This is a genomic window from Hydrogenophaga sedimenti (assembly GCF_051857515.1).
Classification (GTDB): Bacteria; Pseudomonadota; Gammaproteobacteria; order Burkholderiales; family Burkholderiaceae_C; genus Hydrogenophaga.
This window is the reverse complement of the sequence record NZ_JBPZHA010000008.1, coordinates 58,599-73,141: the sequence shown is the minus strand read 5'-3', so window position 1 is coordinate 73,141 and position 14,543 is coordinate 58,599. Positions and strand designations below refer to the sequence as shown.

The 14,543-nt window shown below is 69.1% G+C and carries 13 protein-coding genes; 3 read left to right on the top strand and 10 right to left on the bottom strand.

Annotation, left to right across the window (positions count from 1 at the left end; genetic code table 11):
• Positions 1-11: 11 nt before the first annotated feature.
• The 6 genes from ACS5NL_RS14185 to ACS5NL_RS14160 all read right to left on the bottom strand — a co-directional run bounded on the left by ACS5NL_RS14185 (position 12) and on the right by ACS5NL_RS14160 (position 7,209).
• Positions 12-2,168, bottom strand: a complete 2,157-nt coding sequence (locus tag ACS5NL_RS14185) for a methyl-accepting chemotaxis protein (RefSeq protein WP_439354508.1) — start codon at positions 2,166-2,168, stop codon at positions 12-14.
• A gap of 11 nt (positions 2,169-2,179) precedes the next feature.
• A complete protein-coding gene (locus ACS5NL_RS14180; RefSeq protein ID WP_439354507.1) occupies positions 2,180-4,237 on the bottom strand; it encodes a chemotaxis protein CheA in 2,058 nt (685 codons plus the stop codon).
• On the bottom strand, positions 4,234-4,548 hold the full coding sequence (locus tag ACS5NL_RS14175) for an STAS domain-containing protein (protein ID WP_439354506.1): 315 nt from the start codon (positions 4,546-4,548) through the stop codon (positions 4,234-4,236). Before ACS5NL_RS14175 ends, ACS5NL_RS14180 begins: the two co-directional genes overlap by 4 nt.
• 10 nt (positions 4,549-4,558) lie before the next feature.
• Entirely contained in the window at positions 4,559-4,930 is a 372-nt protein-coding gene (locus ACS5NL_RS14170) for a response regulator (RefSeq protein ID WP_439354505.1), read from the bottom strand.
• A gap of 17 nt (positions 4,931-4,947) precedes the next feature.
• The gene (locus ACS5NL_RS14165) at positions 4,948-6,009 is read right to left on the bottom strand and encodes a methyl-accepting chemotaxis protein (protein WP_439354504.1); all 1,062 of its coding nucleotides are present in this window, start codon (positions 6,007-6,009) and stop codon (positions 4,948-4,950) included.
• A gap of 156 nt (positions 6,010-6,165) precedes the next feature.
• Positions 6,166-7,209 (bottom strand): RNA methyltransferase, encoded by a 1,044-nt coding sequence (locus ACS5NL_RS14160; RefSeq protein ID WP_439354503.1) that lies wholly within the window; start codon positions 7,207-7,209, stop codon positions 6,166-6,168.
• 73 nt (positions 7,210-7,282) lie between these two features.
• Here ACS5NL_RS14160 and ACS5NL_RS14155 point away from each other — a divergent pair, with 73 nt between their 5' ends.
• The 3 genes from ACS5NL_RS14155 to ACS5NL_RS14145 all read left to right on the top strand — a co-directional run bounded on the left by ACS5NL_RS14155 (position 7,283) and on the right by ACS5NL_RS14145 (position 9,735).
• Positions 7,283-8,155 carry a pirin family protein gene (locus tag ACS5NL_RS14155; protein ID WP_439354502.1) on the top strand — a complete coding sequence of 291 codons (873 nt, stop codon included), beginning with the start codon at positions 7,283-7,285 and terminating at the stop codon, positions 8,153-8,155.
• A 1-nt stretch (position 8,156) separates the two neighbouring features.
• The gene (locus tag ACS5NL_RS14150; RefSeq protein WP_439354501.1) at positions 8,157-9,026 is read left to right on the top strand and encodes a pirin family protein; all 870 of its coding nucleotides are present in this window, start codon (positions 8,157-8,159) and stop codon (positions 9,024-9,026) included.
• An 88-nt stretch (positions 9,027-9,114) separates the two neighbouring features.
• On the top strand, positions 9,115-9,735 hold the full coding sequence (locus ACS5NL_RS14145; RefSeq protein ID WP_439354500.1) for a cyclic nucleotide-binding domain-containing protein: 621 nt from the start codon (positions 9,115-9,117) through the stop codon (positions 9,733-9,735).
• A gap of 19 nt (positions 9,736-9,754) precedes the next feature.
• Here the strand turns inward: ACS5NL_RS14145 and ACS5NL_RS14140 are convergent, their stop codons facing one another.
• From ACS5NL_RS14140 to ACS5NL_RS14125, 4 genes are all read right to left on the bottom strand, one after another.
• The gene (locus tag ACS5NL_RS14140; RefSeq protein WP_439354499.1) at positions 9,755-11,314 is read right to left on the bottom strand and encodes a methyl-accepting chemotaxis protein; all 1,560 of its coding nucleotides are present in this window, start codon (positions 11,312-11,314) and stop codon (positions 9,755-9,757) included.
• Between the two features lie 119 nt (positions 11,315-11,433).
• Positions 11,434-12,384 (bottom strand): TerC family protein, encoded by a 951-nt coding sequence (locus ACS5NL_RS14135; protein ID WP_439354498.1) that lies wholly within the window; start codon positions 12,382-12,384, stop codon positions 11,434-11,436.
• A gap of 287 nt (positions 12,385-12,671) precedes the next feature.
• On the bottom strand, positions 12,672-13,724 hold the full coding sequence (locus tag ACS5NL_RS14130) for a homocysteine S-methyltransferase family protein (RefSeq protein WP_439354497.1): 1,053 nt from the start codon (positions 13,722-13,724) through the stop codon (positions 12,672-12,674).
• Between the two features lie 29 nt (positions 13,725-13,753).
• Entirely contained in the window at positions 13,754-14,521 is a 768-nt protein-coding gene (locus tag ACS5NL_RS14125; protein ID WP_439354496.1) for an alpha/beta fold hydrolase, read from the bottom strand.
• Positions 14,522-14,543: the final 22 nt, after the last annotated feature.

Sequence of the window (14,543 nt, the reverse complement as noted above, 5' to 3'; positions counted from 1 at the left end):
GAGGGCTCCGGTCAGTAGGGGCGGAAGTTGGCGGTGCCGGTGCGCGGCACCGGCGCGCCAGCCACCGCGGCCATGCGCAGGTTCGAGCCCGCGGCCTTGCGGCGCTGCGCCGGCTCGGGCGCGCCACGGTGCACCACCGCCTCGTGGTCGCCGGCGCCGAAGAAGGCCACCGCCTGCTGCAGTTGCTCGGCCTGGCCGGACAGTTCTTCGGAGGTCGCCGCGAGTTCCTCGGAAGCCGAGGCGTTCTGCTGCGTGGCCTTGCTGAGCTGTCCCATGGCGCCGCCGATCTGGGTGACCGTCTGGCTCTGTTCGCTGGACGCGGCGGCGATCTCCTGCACCAGCTCCGAGGTGCGCTGGATCGAGGGCACGATCTCGCCCAGCAGCTTGCCGGCGCGCTCGGCCGTGTCCACGGAGTTGCCGGCGAGGTCGCCGATCTCCTTGGCTGCTTCCTGGCTGCGTTCGGCCAGCTTGCGCACCTCGGCGGCCACCACCGCGAAGCCCTTGCCGTGTTCGCCGGCGCGCGCCGCTTCGATCGCGGCGTTGAGCGCCAGCAGGTTGGTCTGGTAGGCGATGTCGTCGACGATGCTGATCTTGGCGGCGATCTGCTTCATCGCCTGCACGGTCTGGGTGACGGCCTGGCCGCCGTCGCCGGCTTCCTTGCTGGCCTTGGTGGCCATGCCGTCGGTGACGCGGGCGTTGTCGCTGTTCTGCGAGATCGAGGCCGACATGAGTTCGATGGAGGCCGTCGTCTCTTCGACCGACGAGGCCTGCTCGCTGGCGGCCTGCGACAGGCTCTGCGCCGTGGCGCTGACCTGGTTGGCCGCGCCGGTCAGCGCGTCGGCGGCGGAGCGCACCTCTTCGATGATGCCGGCGAGCTTCTCGCAGCTGGCGTTGGCGTCCTGCTTGACCTGGTCGAAGGTGCCCGCCGCCACGCGCACGATGCGCTGGGACAGGTCGCCATTGGCCAGGCCGGAGAACACGCGGCCCACGTCGTCCACGATCGCGGCCAGCGTCTCGCTGGTGGCGTTGGCGTCGTCCTTGACCTGGCCGAACGTGCCGCTGTAGTCGCGGGTGATGCGTTGCGTCAGGTCGCCGTTGGCCAGTGCGCCGAACACGCGGCCCACGTCCTCGAAGATCACCGAGGTGGTTTCCATCAGGCCGTTGACGCCTTCGCACAGCACGGCGATCGGGCCCGACTTGCCTTCCATGGGAATGCGCTGCGACAGGTCGCCGTTGCGCGCGGCCGTGGCCACCTGCTGGGCCTGCTCGACCGCGTTCTCCAGCATGGTCTTGGCCTTGACCTGCTCGGTCACGTCGGTGGCGATCTTGACGATCTTCACCACGCGCCCCATTTCGTCGTTGACCGGCGCGTAGACGGCCTGGATCCAGACGTCCTGCCCGGTCTTGGTGAGGCGCCGGAACACGTCGCTCTGCGCCTTGCCGGCGTTGAGGTCGCGCCAGAACTGGGCATAGGCCGGCGAGGCCACCTGGGCCGGGTCGACGAACATGCGGTGGTGCCGGCCCACCACCTCTTCGCTGCGGTAGCCCATGACCTGCAGGAAGTTCTGGTTGGCGCTGAGCACATGGCCGCCCAGGTCGAACTCGATGTAGGCGTAGGAGTTGTCGATGGCGGCCAGGATGCCGCGCGCGTTCTGGCGCTCGATCTCGGTCGCCGTGATGTCGTAGCGCACGCCCAGGTACTTCATCGGCTTGCCGTTCTCGCCCAGGATGGGCGCGATCACCGCGTCCACGTAGTACGGCGTGCCGTCCTTGGCGCGGTTCTTGACGACGCCGCGGAAGATCTGGCCGCGCCCGATGGTGGACCACATCTGCTTGAACACGTCCTTGGGCATGTCGGGGTGCCGGGTGGTGTTGTGCGGCTGGCCGATCAGCTCCTCACGCGAGTACTTCGAGACCTCGATGAACTTCTCGTTGATCGAGAGGATGTCGCCCTTCTTGTCGGCCTCCGAGACGATGCTGGTCTCGTTCATGATGTCCGTGCGGACCTTGAGCTCGGACTCGACCGCGTCGAGCCGGGCCTTCACGTCGGCCAGCGCGGCCTCGGCGGAGGCACGGGCGCGCGACTGCTGGTCCAGTGCTTCGCTCAGCTGCGCGAGTTCGTTGCCTGCGACGAGCTGGGCAATCCAGGAGGTGTTGGACTGTGTCATGTTGGTGTCCTTCAAAAGTTGGCAGGAGCCGCAGGGTTGAAACGTTGGGGGGAGCGGGAAAGCTGGCGGAGCGGGTCTGGCGGGTTCGACGCCAGCTGACTCAGGGACGACACGTCGAAGATCAGTGCCACGTCGCCGTTGCCGAGAATGGAAGAGCCCGACATGCCACGCAGGCTGCGGAACATGCGGCCCAGCGGCTTGATCACAGTCTGGTGCTGGCCGAGCAGCTGGTCGACCAGCACGCCAAAGCGCTGGCCGCCGGACTGGATGACGACCACGCTCACGCGCTCGGGCTCGGGGGAGTCGAGCGCATACAGGGTGCGCAGGCTCACCACCGGCAGCACCTGGCCGCGCAGTTCGACCACGCCGCGTCCGCTGGCGTCCATGCCGGTGGTGGTGGACCGGTTCTCGATCACCTCGACCACCGCGTCGAGCGGGAAGATGAAACGGGAGGCGCCCACGCCGATCAGGAAGCCGTCGATGATGGCCAGCGTCAGCGGCAGGCGGATCTCGATGGTCGAGCCCTGCCCTTCTTCGCTGCTGAGCTGCACCGAGCCGCGCAGGGCTTCGATGTTGCGGCGCACGACGTCCATGCCGACGCCGCGGCCGCTGAGGTTGGTGATCTTCTCGGCGGTGGAAAAACCGGGCTCGAAGATCAGCTTGAGGATGTCGGCGTCCGGCGGCACCACCCCTTCTTCCAGCAGGCCACGCTCCCAGGCGCGGGCCAGCACCTTGTCGCGCCGCACGCCGCGGCCGTCGTCGGTGATGCGGATCAGGATGCTGCCGGACTCGTGGCAGGCCGAGAGGATCAGCTTGCCCTGCGCCGGCTTGCCGGCGGCGAGGCGCTGTTCGGGCGTTTCCAGCCCGTGGTCCAGCCCGTTGCGCACCAGGTGCATCAGCGGGTCGGCGATGCGCTCGACCACCGACTTGTCCAGCTCGGTGTCGCCGCCGACGATCTCCAGCGCCACGTCCTTGCCCAGCTCGGCCGCGGTGTCGCGCACCACGCGGCGAAAGCGCGAGAAGGTCTCGCCGATGGGCACCATGCGCAGCTGCAGCGTGCCGTTGCGGATTTCTTCGATCAGGCGGCTGATCTGGTCGTTGGCCTCGATCAACGAGCCCTGGCGCGACTGGCGCGCCAGCAGCGAGGCACCGGCGCCCGCGATCACCAGCTCGCCCAGCAGGTTGATCACGGCATCGAGCCGGTCGGCCTGCACGCGGATGAAGCGCTGGTCGTCGACCGCCGTGGCGCCGGCTTCGCGGGCCTTCGCCGGAGCCGGGGCGGCCCGGGGCGCGGTGACCGCGGCCTCCTCCACCACCGCGGCAGCGGCGGGCGGGGTGATCGCCAGCCGGCAGTCTTCGCGCACGAAGGTAAAGGCGGATTCGATGGCGTCCTGGTCCGACGCCGTGACCAGGTCAAAGTCGAAGGCGAGGTGGCAGCTCTCGGGGTCCAGCGCGTCCAGCCCCGGCACGGCCGTGGTGTCGCAGGCGATGCGGGAGATGTCGCCCATGCCGCGCACGTAGTTCAGCACCGCCAGCGGGTCCATGCCGTTGCGGAAGGTGTCGGCCAGGAAGGCCACGGACACCTGCCACGTCTGGTCGCTCCCCGTGGCGCCCGGCGCCCCGGCGGCGGCCACGGGTGCCGCGGCGGCGGTGGCGGTGTCGCCGCTGAAGGCCTGCAGCCTCGCTTCCAGGTCGGCCCGCACAGCCACGGCCTCGCCGTCGGCCTGCGCCTGGGTCTGCGCCAGGACGATCAGGGCCCGGATCTGGTCGTTGCACTGCAGCAGCAGCGTGCTCATGGCCGGGGTCAGCGTCACGGCGCCGTCGCGCAGGCGGTCGAGCAGGGTTTCGACGTGGTGCGTGAACGCCACCACCTCGTCCAGGCCGAAGATGCCGGCCGAGCCCTTGACGGTGTGCGCGCAGCGGAACAGCGCGCCCAGCAGGTCCTGGCTGCCGGGCTCGTCCTCCAGCTGCAGCAGCAGCTGTTCGAGCATCTCCAGCTGCTCGCTGGCCTCGCTGACGAAGGCCGGCAGCGCCTCGGCGATGAAGCTGTTGTCTTCCTGCTGGCTCATGCCACGGCTCCTTCCAGGGTGCAGGCCTCGAGCCAGCCGGTCAGGCCGAGCGCGGCACAGGCCTCGCCCAGCGCGGCGCTGGGCTGCAGCAGTTGCAGGGGCTGGCCTTGCTGCGACAGGGTGTGCGCCAGCGCAACCAGCAATTGCACGCCCGCCGCGTCGATCTGGTCCACGGCATGGGCGTCGAGCAGCCAGCGGTCGCCGCCGGTGTCGCGGTCGGCCTGGGCCTCGCTCATCCAGGCCAGGCACTGGCCCCGGAGCTCACCCACGGTGTAGATGGTCACTTCGGCGGGGAGGGCATGCGTCGTCATGTGGCGCTCCTCAGGGCAGGATGAGCTTGGACACCGCGTCCAGCAGCTGCGGCGGGTTGAAGGGCTTGACGATCCAGGCTTTCGCGCCGGCCGCCCTGCCCTGCTCCTTCTTGGCGTCCTGGCCTTCGGTGGTCAGCATGACCACCGGCGTGAATTTGTGGCGCGGGTGCTTCTTGACCTCGGTGACGAAGGCGATGCCGTCCATGTTGGGCATGTTCACGTCGCTGACGATCAGGTGCACCTTGCCCGCCTTCTCCAGCTGGGCCAGTCCTTCCTTGCCGTCGCCGGCTTCGAGCACGTCGTAGCCGGCGCGGGTCAGGGCCAGCTTCACCACCGTGCGCAGGGAACTCGAGTCGTCGACGATCAATATGGTCTTGGCCATGTGAACACTCCCGGAAGTCAGAAAAAGGTGGTTTCGCTGCTGCCAGCGGCGGCGGCGGGCGCGGAAGAGCCCCCGGCGCTGACGGTGCGTTGTTCGTCGGTGGTGTAGCCCGCGGTCAGCAAGGCCTCCCACTCGGCCGTGTCGGGGATGTGGCCGGTCGCCGCGGCGGCCTGCAGGCGCTGCGCGGCCTCGACCATGGACTGGCGCACCTGGTCCAGGATCTGGTGCACACGGTCCTGGAACTGGAAGGCGATCATGAGTTGTTCGACCTGCGCCTTGACCATGGCGCCGCGTTCGCGCAGCTCGGCCGCGCGCTGGTGCAGCCCGCCGATCGCTCCGTGCATCTGCCCGATCACGTCGTTGACGATCTGGCCCGAGGACTGCACCGACTGCAGGTCGCTGTGGGTCTGCTGGTCGGCATCGCGCAGCACCGCATGCATGTGCGTGCCAAAGCGCTCCACCTGGTCGCCGATGTTCTTGCCGGTGGTGCCCGATTCGGTGGACAGACGCCGCACTTCGGCCGCGACCACCGAAAAGCCGCGCCCGCTTTCGCCGGCACGGGCCGCCTCGATGGCGGCGTTGATCGACAGCAGGTTGGTCTGGCGCGCGAGCTTGCTGACGTCTTCGGCCATCAGCGCCAGGCTCTCCGACGCGTTGGAGAGCGAGCGCACCGAGCCGAGCATGCGGTCGCGCGACTCGACAAATCCGGAGAAACGGGTCAGCAGTTCGCGCAGGCGCGTCTCGCAGTCGGCCAGCGTGTCGGCGCGGCTCTCGACCTCGCTGGCGGAAACGTCCCCGCCCTGGTCCGGGGCCACGATCGCATCCAGCTCCTGCAGGATGGTGGTGAAGCCGTCCAGCAGGGTCTGCGTTGCCGCGTGCATCTGCTCCTGCGCCGTGCCCAGGTGGGTCGACCAGAGCTGCGAGGCCTGACCCAGGCGCACGGCCACCGTTTCCAGGACGGGGTCGGTGGCGGGTCGTGACGAGGCGGGCAGCAGGCGGGCGAATGGCTGCATCAGCCAGGCGCCCAGTCCAGAAGGCCGGTCGGCCTGCACGGCCTGGGGGTGCAACAGGACACTCATACCAAGGTGCTCACAGTGAAAGAGTGGAGGCATCCCTTGCGATGAAAGTCCTCACTCGCATCGCTGGATTGCCGGTTTCTTCACTATCGGCCCGAATCCACGGACCTTAAGCACGGAAAAGCGGGATCAATCCCGCCTTGCAGGCGCCGCCGGGGCTCAGGTGGCCGCGCGGATCGGCACCGTGCGGCGTGCCGGCGGTTCGGCCCGGGCGCGCAGCTGGCCGCAGCCGCCGTCCACGTCCTGTCCGGCCGACTGGCGCAGCTTGGTCAGGATGTGGCGCCGGTGCAGTCGGCGCGCGATGTCGGCCGCCTTCTCCCAGCTCGGGCGCACGAAGGGCATGCCTTCGGTGGTGTTGTAGGGGATCAGGTTGAGGATGGCGTACTTGCCCGTGAGCAGGCGCACGAGGCCCTCGATCTCGTCGTCGCCGTCGTTCACGCCGTCCAGCAGCGTCCACTGGTATTGAATGGGGTAGCCGGTGGCGCGGGCGTAGGCCTCGCCGGCCTCGACCAGTTCTTCGGGCGAGAGCAGCGGCGCGCGCGGCAGCAGCTCCCGGCGCAGGTCGGCCTTGGTGGTGTGCAGCGACAGGGCCAGCGCCGGCTTGACCGGGCTGCGCGGCAATTCCTCGAACACGCGCAGATCGCCCACGGTGGAGAACACCAGGTTCTTGTGGCCGATGTTGCCGGCCGTGCCCAGCAGTTCGATCGCCTCCATCACGTTGTCCAGGTTGTGGGCCGGCTCGCCCATGCCCATGAACACCACCTTCCTGACCGGCCGGCGCGTGCGCGCCAGCGCCACCTGGGCCACGATCTCGGCGCTGCCGACCTGGCGGATCAGGCCCGTGGTGCCGGTCATGCAGAAGCGGCAGCCCACCGCGCAGCCGACCTGGGTCGAGACGCACAGGCCGGGCGTGCGGTCGGGCAGCAGCAGCACGCTCTCCACCAGCTGCCCGTCGCCCAGCCTGACCAGCAGGCGTTCCGACCCGTCGTCGCCCGGGTGGGCCGATGCGAGCTGCGCCAGGCCCGCCAGCTCGGCTTCGAGCGCCGGCAGCGCGGCCCGCAGCGTGGCCGGCAGGAAGTGTTCGATCTGCCGCTTGCCCGCGGTCTGCGGCAGGGCCTGGCTCCAGAGGCGGAGCACGCGGAACTCGTGTTTGGGCAGGGCGCCGAGCGCGCGCAGGCGCTCGCGCAGGTCATGGATACGCATCCCCGGATTGTCCCTGACGGTGTTGCAAAACGCCGCCTCACCCCACAATGGGCCTCCAAAGGAGACTCCCCCGATGAAGTCCGTGCAATTCATCCAGCGCAACACGCAGGGCCACTGGGTCGGCGACGGTTTTCCGGTGCGCACCCTGTTCTCGTACCACGACGACCCCGTCGCGTTCTCGCCCTTTCTGATGCTCGACTACGGCGGCCCGGTGGTCTTCGATCCGACCACGAAGCGCCGCGGCGTCGGCGCGCACCCGCACCGCGGGTTCGAGACCGTGACCATCGTCTACGACGGCGAGGTCACGCACCGCGACTCGGCCGGCGGCGGCGGCACCATCGGCCCGGGCGAGGTGCAGTGGATGACCGCCGCGGGCGGCATCGTGCACGAGGAGTTCCACAGCGAGGCCTTCGCGCGCACGGGCGGCCCGTTCCGCATGGTGCAGCTCTGGGTGAACCTGCCGGCGCGCGACAAGATGGCGCCGCCGGGTTACCAGGGCATCGCCGCCGCGCAGATCCCGACGCTGGCGCTGAAGGACCTCCATGGTGTCGACGCCGGCACGGTGCGCCCCATCGCGGGCACGTTCGACGGCGCCGGCGGCCCGGCGAAGACCTTCACCCCCATGCAGGTCTGGGACGTGCAGCTCAAGGCCGGCCACACCGTCACCCTGCCCGCGCCCGAAGGGCACACCACGGTGCCGCTGGTCTACCAGGGCCGGGTGAAGACCCAGGATGGCCAGGAGGCCGGCGACGCGGAGATGATCGTCTACACACGGGCCGGCGAAGGCGTGGTGCTCACCGCCCTGGCCGACACCACGCTGCTGTGGCTGTGCGGCGAACCGATCGACGAACCGGTGGTCGGTTATGGTCCGTTCGTGATGAACACGCCGCAGGAGATCCAGCAGGCCTTCGTGGATTTCCAGTCCGGAAGCATGGGGAGGCTCTGACATGCTGGAAATGGTGATCAACGCCCGCGCGGGCGACCTGGGCCACGGCCTGACGGTGCGGCGCGTGCTGCCCTACGCGAAGCGGCGCCACGTCGGGCCCTTCGTCTTCCTCGACCACGCCGGCCCGGTGACGCTGGCGCCCGAACACGTGCGCGCCGCCGATGTGCGGCCGCACCCGCACATCGGCCTCTCGACCGTGAGCTACCTGCTCAGCGGCCAGATCACCCACCGCGACAGCCTGGGCATCCGGCAGGATATCCGCCCCGGCGACGTGAACTGGATGACCGCCGGCCGCGGCATCAGCCACTCCGAGCGCTTCACCCACCCCGAGTCGTTCGCCGGCGGCGGGCTGGAGCTGATGCAGTTCTGGGTCGCGCTGCCCGAGGCCGACGAAGAGTGCGAACCGGCCTTCACCCACTACGAACAGGCGGTGCTGCCCACCATGAAGCGCGACGGTGTCTGGCTGCGCGTGTTCGCAGGCCGCGCCTACGGCCTGAGCAGCCCGGTGCGCACCCATTCGCCGCTGTTCGCGCTGCACGCGCAATGCCCGGCGGGCAGCACGCTGCCGCTGCCGGTGGGCCACCCCGAACAGGCGGTGTATGTCGCCCGCGGCGAGGTCTGGCACGCCGGCCAGGTGTACGCCCCGGGCCAGCTGCTGGTGTTCACCGGCGACGAGCCGGCCTCGGTCACCGTCCGCAGCGATGCCACGCTGATGCTGTTCGGCGGCGAGCCGCTGGGCGAGCGCCACATGTTCTGGAACTTCGTGTCCTCGCGCAAGGAGCGCATCGAACAGGCCAAGCAGGACTGGGCCGAAGGCCGCTTCGCGTTGCCGCCCGACGATCACGCCGAGTGGATTCCGCTGCCCGGTTGATGCGCCGCCCGTGCAGGGCACGCATCCGGACGCCGCGCGAGTGAGATTGGTCACGGCGCGGCGCGCCATCCCGCGTCACAATGCGCGAATGTCCCTGTTCGACAAACTGTTTTCCGGGCGCCCCGAAGACGCGCCCGAGTCGCGCCTGCCCAGCGAGCGGCTGGCGGCCGTGGCCGGCTCTTCGGCCGCGCACGACGCCGCGCTCTGGCTGCGCGCGCCGACCGCGCTGGCCCAGCTGAACGAAGAAGACGCCCTGGCGGTGGTCGGTTTCATGCGGCCCCGCCGCTTCTCGTCGGGCACCACCCTGATCCGCCAGGGCGAAACCGGCGACACCGGTTTCATGGTGCTGGTGCTCAACGGCGAGGTGACGGTCGAGTCGCAGCAGGCCAGCCGCACCGGCCCGGTCACGCTCAGCGTGCTCGGCCCCGGCAGCCTGATCGGCGAGATGGCCCTGGTCGACGGCGAAGCCCGCTCGGCCACCTGCACGGCGAGCACCGATGTCTCCTGCGCCGTGCTGACCCGCGACGCGCTGGTCGCCCTGATCGCCGAGCAGCCCGCGACCGGCGCCAAGCTCATGACCGCGATCGCGCTGCGCCTGGCCGAACGGCTGCGCGAAGCCAGCATCAAGCTGCAGGTGCACGCCAAGCTGGTGCGCACCCTGCAGCAGGAGATCGACGTCCTGATGCCGACGCCGGACAAGCACAAGTAGGCACCGCCCGCGCGCCGCCTCAGGTCGCGGTGAGCTTGAACACCTGCACCGCTTCCAGCAGGTGCTTGGCCTGGTCGCGCAGGCTCGCGGCCGCCGCCGCCGACTGCTCGACCAGCGCCGAGTTCTGCTGCGTCATCTGGTCGAGGTTGGCCACCGCGAGATTGACCTCGCCCACCCCGGTCGCCTGCTCCTGGTTGGCCTGGCGCATGGTGCCCACCAGTTCGTTGACGCGCTGCACCGAGGCCACGATGTCGTGCATGGCCTGACCGGCGCGGCCGACCAGGGCGCCGCCCGCGTCGATGCGGTCGACCGATTCGCCGATCAGCCCCTTGATCTCGCGCGCGGCTTCGGCCGAGCGGGTCGCCAGCGTGCGCACCTCGGCCGCCACCACCGCGAAACCGCGGCCGTGTTCGCCCGCGCGGGCCGCCTCGACCGCCGCGTTGAGCGCCAGGATGTTGGTCTGGAAGGCGATGCCGTCGATCACGCCGGTGATGTCGGCGATGCGGCGCGAGGAATCGGTGATGCGCTCCATGGTCGTGACCACCTCGGCCACCACCTGGCGCCCGTCCTGCGCGGTGAGCGCCGCGGTGTGCGAGATCTCGCCGGCCTGGTTGGCCGCCGCGGCATTGCGCGTCACCGTGTCGTTGATCTCGGCCATGGCTGCGGCCGTCTGCTCCAGGTTCGAGGCGGTCTGCTCGGTGCGGCCCGACAGGTCCTGGTTGCCGGCAGCGATTTCCGAGGCCGCGTTTTCCATGCTGTGCGCCGACTCCTGCACCATGCCGACCATGCGCCGCAGGTTGACGGTCATGTCGGCCATCGAGGTCATCAGCTGGCCCACCTCGTCGTGGCCGCTGCGCACCTTGATCTCCTGGCTGATGTCGCCCTGGGCGATGGCACGCGCGACGCGGTTGGCCTTGTTCAGCCCCTTGACGATGGAGCGCGTGATGCTGCGCGTGAGCGCCAGGGTCAGCAGCACCGCGATGGCCACGACCGCCGCCAGGCGCCGGATGTACTGCATCAGCTCGGCGTTCAGGTCGTCGACGTAGATGCCCGAGCCGATCACCCAGCCCCAGGGCTCGAAGCCCTTCACGAACGACAGCTTCTCGACCGGTTTTTCCTGCCCCGGCTTGGGCCAGAGGTAGGGCACGAAACCTTCCTTCTCCGCCTTGACCTTGTCGACGAAGGCCACGAACAGCGGCAGGCCGTTCGGGTCTTTGGTGCCGGTGACGTCCTTGCCGTCGAGTTCGGGCTTGATCGGGTGCATCACGACACGCGGCTGCATGTCGTTGATCCAGAAATACTCGCCGCCTTCGTAACGCAGCCGGGAAATCATGCCCTTGGCCAGCGCCTGGGCCGCGGCGCGGTCCATGCGGCCCGCCGTTTCCTGCCCGTGCGCCCAGACCAGGATGCCGTGCGCCACCTCGACCGTGTGGCGGGTGGCCCGCTGGCGCGTTTCATACCCGCGCTGATAGGCGTCGTGGCCCTGCCAGACCGCCATCGCCAGCAGCGAGCCGATGCCCAGCAAGGCCATGAAACGCAACTTGGCCACGATGGACCAACGCTGGAACCAGTAGTGCATGAACACAACCCCCTGAAGGATTCGACCGGGAAGGCACCAGTCTGGTGCTTTCTACCTATCCGGTATCGGCCGATCAGGCGGGGGATTGAGGGCCAGTTGCGGCCCTCGATCCCCGCGGCTCAGGATGCCGGTGCGGTCCTGGAACTCCAGACCATGGTCACGGCCAGGATGCCGATCACCACGCCCAGCGACACCCCCACCGGGATCTTGTACACGTCGATCAGCACCATCTTGCTGCCGATGAACACTAGGATCAGGGCCAGACCGTAGTTCAGCAGGTGGAAGCGGCTGGCCGCGGCCTGCAGCAGGAAGAACATCGCGCGCAGCCCCAGGATGGCGAACACGTTGCTGGTCAGCACGATGAACGGGTCGCCGGTGATGGCGAAGATGGCCGGGATCGAGTCCACCGCGAAGATCACGTCGGTCAGGCCCACCATGGCGATCACCATCAGCAGCGGGGTGGCGATGCGCTTGCCGTTCTCGACCGTCCAGAACTTCTCGCCGTCGTAGTGCTGGCTGACCGGCATGAGCTTGCGCAGCAGCTTCAGGGCCGGGTTGTCGTTGAGGTCGGACTCCTTGCCCGCGGCCCACCACATCTTCACGCCGGTCAGGATCAGGAAGGCGCCGAACAGATAGAGGATCCAGTGGAACTGGGCCAGCAGCCAGCCACCGAGCAGGATCATCACCGTGCGCAGCACGATGGCGCCCACGATGCCGATCATCAGCACCCGCTTCTGGTAGGCCGCCGGCACCGCGAAGTAGGTGAAGATCAGCAGGAAGACGAAGATGTTGTCCACCGCCAGGCTCTTCTCGATCAGGTAGCCGGTGAGGAATTCCAGCGACTTCTCGTTGGCCAGCGCGGTCGACCCGGTCGTGTCCCGGACCGCCCACCACAGCAGGCCGTTGAAGACGAAGCTCAGCGCCACCCAGATCACCGACCAGCGCAGCGCCTCCGGCACGCCCACGGCATGGGCGCCCTGCTTCCTGAGCACGACGAAGTCGACGAACAGCGACGCCAGCACGAAGCCGGCGAACACGAGCCAGAGCCACAGGGGGGCGATGGTTTCCATGGAAAACAGACCTTTCGGAACGGACGGTGTTGATCGAAACGAAGAACACCCTCCAAGGTCTGGCCGAAGCCGGGCGTGGCGCCCGACCCGGGGATTCCGGCGGTCTGCCTGGGCAGGCCGCGTACTGACGGAACCCCCGTCCGCCGGGCCGGGCTGCTTGCCCGGTGGCGGATGGGTTACTCCCCTTGATGGGAAGCGCGATTGTGGCTGGCCCGGGTTGGCCCCGGAAACTGAAGGACTTTCAGCCGCTGACTGACAACGGCATGCTGTCGATCAGGTTTTCGCGATCAAGCCGGTTCCGCTTCCCGGTAGAAGACCTGTCGGCCCACCGTCCGCGGCGCCTGGGTTGCCACCGCGTCGTGGATCGCGCCGATGTGCTGCGGCGTGGTGCCGCAGCAGCCGCCGACGATGTTCACCAGGCCCTCGGCCGCGAACTCGCGCACCAGGCGGCTGGTGACCTCCGGCGTCTCGTCGAAGCCGGTGTCGCTCATGGGGTTGGGCAGGCCGGCGTTGGGGTAGCAGCTGATGAAGGTGTCGCCCGCGACCTTGGCCAGTTCCTGGATGTAGGGGCGCATCAGCGTGGCGCCGAGCGCGCAGTTCAGGCCGATCGACAGCGGCTGGATGTGGCGCACGCTGGCCCAGAAGGCCGTGACCGTCTGGCCGCTGAGGATGCGGCCGGACGCGTCGGTCACGGTGCCGCTGATCATCACCGGCAGGCGCTGGCCGCTCTGCTCGAAGAACTGGTCGATGGCGAACAGCGCCGCCTTGGCGTTGAGCGTGTCGAAGATGGTCTCGACCAGCAGCACGTCGGCGCCACCCTCGACCAGGCCTTCGACCTGTTCCAGGTAGGCGGCGCGCAGCTGTTCAAACGTCACGTTGCGGGCGCCGGCGTCGTTCACGTCGGGGCTGATGCTGGCGGTCTTGGGTGTCGGGCCGAGGGCGCCGGCCACGAAGCGCGGCTTGTCGGGCGTGGAGAACTTGTCGCAGGCTTCGCGGGCGATGCGGGCCGAGGCCACGTTCATCTCGCGCGCCAGGTGCGCCATGTCGTAGTCGTCCTGCGCGATGGTGGTGGCGCCGAAGGTGTTGGTCTCGATCAGGTCGGCGCCGGCCGCGAGGTAACCCTCGTGAATGTCGCGGATCACGTCCGGGCGGGTCAGGCTCAGCAGCTCGTTGTTGCCCTTGACGTCCTTGTGGAAGTCCTTGAAGCGTTCGCCGCGGTACTGTTCCTCGCCGAGCTTGAAGCGCTGGATCATGGTGCCCATGGCGCCATCGAGGATGGCGATGCGGTGCTTCAGGATCTCGGGCAGCGCCTGGGCGCGGGTGTAGGCGGGGGTGTTCATCCGGTGATTTTATTTCCCGCCCGCACGCTTCACAGGTGGGCGCCGAGAAAGCTCTCGATCGCCGTGGCCAATGCGACCGGGGTTTCTTCCATCGGGTAGTGGCCGGCGTTGGCCATGACCTGCAGTTCGGCGTTCGGGTAGTGCGCCATCCAGGTCGCGCGACAGGTCGCTTCACCCAGCGCCGGGTCGTGCTGCCCCGCGATCACGAGCACGGGCGTGGTCTTGCCTTTGACCCGGTCGAGGAAGTCGGTCTTCGCCCAGGCCGTGAGGTAGGCGTCGAAGGCCTCGACATCGGAGGTTGCCAGCGAGTTTTGCACCATGGCATCGAGCCAGGTGCCGGTCAGCCGGTTGCCGGTGGTCAGGTCGATGATGCCGCGCCGGGCCGCCGGCTCGCGCGCGGCGCTGGAGAAAAAGGCCCAGCCGGCCTCGTCGAACGGCACACCGCCCGCCGGCACCGGCGTCACCCCCACCAGCGCCTGCACCCGCGCAGGCGCATCGGCCAGCACGTGCTGGATCGCCATGCCGCCCATCGAGTGGCCGATCAGCGCAAAACGCTCCCAGCCAAGCTGGTCGGCCAGCGCCAGCGTGTCCTGCGCGATCTGGGCCATGGTGTAGGGGCCGCCGCTGCCGCGCCGCTGGCCGTAGCCGCGGTAGTCCAGGAAGGCCACGCTGTAGTCGTTGGTGTTGATGTGCTGCGCGTACGGTCCCCAGCCGCGGGCGTGGCCGAACCAGCCGTGCAGCGCGATGACCTTGCGCGGACCGTGGCCGATGACATGGGGTGCGGGGGTGGCGCTCATGCTGGTCTCCTGTGGGTGGTGG

Excerpts from the sequence above, each read along its gene's own strand:
- ACS5NL_RS14160 (WP_439354503.1), bottom strand. The coding sequence starts at position 7,209 with ATGCGTATCCATGACCTGCGCGAGCGCCTGCGCGCGCTCGGCGCCCTG.
- ACS5NL_RS14165 (WP_439354504.1), bottom strand. The coding sequence starts at position 6,009 with ATGAGTGTCCTGTTGCACCCCCAGGCCGTGCAGGCCGACCGGCCTTCT.
- ACS5NL_RS14150 (WP_439354501.1), top strand. The coding sequence starts at position 8,157 with ATGCTGGAAATGGTGATCAACGCCCGCGCGGGCGACCTGGGCCACGGC.
- ACS5NL_RS14170 (WP_439354505.1), bottom strand. The coding sequence starts at position 4,930 with ATGGCCAAGACCATATTGATCGTCGACGACTCGAGTTCCCTGCGCACG.
- ACS5NL_RS14125 (WP_439354496.1), bottom strand. The coding sequence starts at position 14,521 with ATGAGCGCCACCCCCGCACCCCATGTCATCGGCCACGGTCCGCGCAAG.
- ACS5NL_RS14140 (WP_439354499.1), bottom strand. The coding sequence starts at position 11,314 with ATGCACTACTGGTTCCAGCGTTGGTCCATCGTGGCCAAGTTGCGTTTC.
- ACS5NL_RS14130 (WP_439354497.1), bottom strand. The coding sequence starts at position 13,724 with ATGAACACCCCCGCCTACACCCGCGCCCAGGCGCTGCCCGAGATCCTG.
- ACS5NL_RS14180 (WP_439354507.1), bottom strand. The coding sequence starts at position 4,237 with ATGAGCCAGCAGGAAGACAACAGCTTCATCGCCGAGGCGCTGCCGGCC.
- ACS5NL_RS14175 (WP_439354506.1), bottom strand. The coding sequence starts at position 4,548 with ATGACGACGCATGCCCTCCCCGCCGAAGTGACCATCTACACCGTGGGT.
- ACS5NL_RS14185 (WP_439354508.1), bottom strand. The coding sequence starts at position 2,168 with ATGACACAGTCCAACACCTCCTGGATTGCCCAGCTCGTCGCAGGCAAC.
- ACS5NL_RS14155 (WP_439354502.1), top strand. The coding sequence starts at position 7,283 with ATGAAGTCCGTGCAATTCATCCAGCGCAACACGCAGGGCCACTGGGTC.
- ACS5NL_RS14145 (WP_439354500.1), top strand. The coding sequence starts at position 9,115 with ATGTCCCTGTTCGACAAACTGTTTTCCGGGCGCCCCGAAGACGCGCCC.
- ACS5NL_RS14135 (WP_439354498.1), bottom strand. The coding sequence starts at position 12,384 with ATGGAAACCATCGCCCCCCTGTGGCTCTGGCTCGTGTTCGCCGGCTTC.